Source organism: Methylobacterium sp. J-078, assembly GCF_022829285.1.
Taxonomy (GTDB): domain Bacteria; phylum Pseudomonadota; class Alphaproteobacteria; order Rhizobiales; family Beijerinckiaceae; genus Methylobacterium.
In genome coordinates this window covers 1-831 of sequence record NZ_JAKSYI010000056.1, presented here as the reverse complement: position 1 = coordinate 831, position 831 = coordinate 1, and the positions used below count along the sequence as shown (strand labels likewise).

Below are 831 nucleotides of genomic sequence, written 5' to 3'. Positions count from 1 at the left end.
GACCTTCCGCGCCGCGCGGCGCCCCCGGTGTTCGTGCCGGTGCCGGTGTTCACCTGGACCGGCTTCTACGCCGGTTTCAACGCCGGCTACGGCTTCGGTACGGGCAACGACAACAAGGGCCCGACCACCATCGTGGCCAATGCGCCGATCTTCCTCGGCACCGCCGCCAGCCCCCTGGTGGGTGGCCGTGGCGCCGGCGCCTTCGGCGGCCGTGACAGCAACGAAGGCTTCGTCGGTGGCGGTCAGATCGGCTACAACTACCAGTTCACCCCGGGCTCCGGCGTCGTGGTCGGCATCGAGGCCGACGCCCAGTACGTCGACTTCGGCAACAGCCGTAACCGCTACGGCAACATCGTCGGCGTGCTGAACCCCGATCTGACCCCCGTCAACCCGAACGGCCTGTCTGGCCTCGACTACTTCGGCACCGTGCGCGGCCGCCTCGGCTACGCCTTCGACCGTGAGGGTCACGGCCGAGGACTTGAAGAAGTTCAGGAACGAGTCGGTCGGCAGGGCGTATTCGATGCCGCCGCCAGCGGTCCACCCGGTGCGGAAGTCATTCCGGCTGCTGTTGGGCAGGCCGATATCGGTGCCGCCGCCGCCGCCGTAGGCGAAGCCGCCGGTGCCGTACACCAGGGTGCGGTCGAAGGCGTAGCCGAGGCGGCCGCGCACGGTGCCGAAGTAGTCGAGGCCCGACAGGCCGTTCGGGTTGACGGGGGTCAGATCGGGGTTCAGCACGCCGACGATGTTGCCGTAGCGGTTACGGCTGTTGCCGAAGTCGACGTACTGGGCGTCGGCCTCGATGCCGACCACGACGCCGGAGCCCGGGGTGAA

2 pseudogenes are annotated in these 831 nt (G+C 69.1%); one reads left to right on the top strand and one right to left on the bottom strand.

Features of this window, described 5'->3' with window-relative positions:
• Positions 1-459, top strand: a pseudogene (locus MKK58_RS07590) (porin family protein); the annotation flags it as partial.
• Here the strand turns inward: MKK58_RS07590 and MKK58_RS07585 are convergent.
• Positions 445-831: pseudogene (locus tag MKK58_RS07585) on the bottom strand (outer membrane protein); the annotation flags it as partial. The pseudogenes MKK58_RS07590 and MKK58_RS07585 overlap by 15 nt on opposite strands.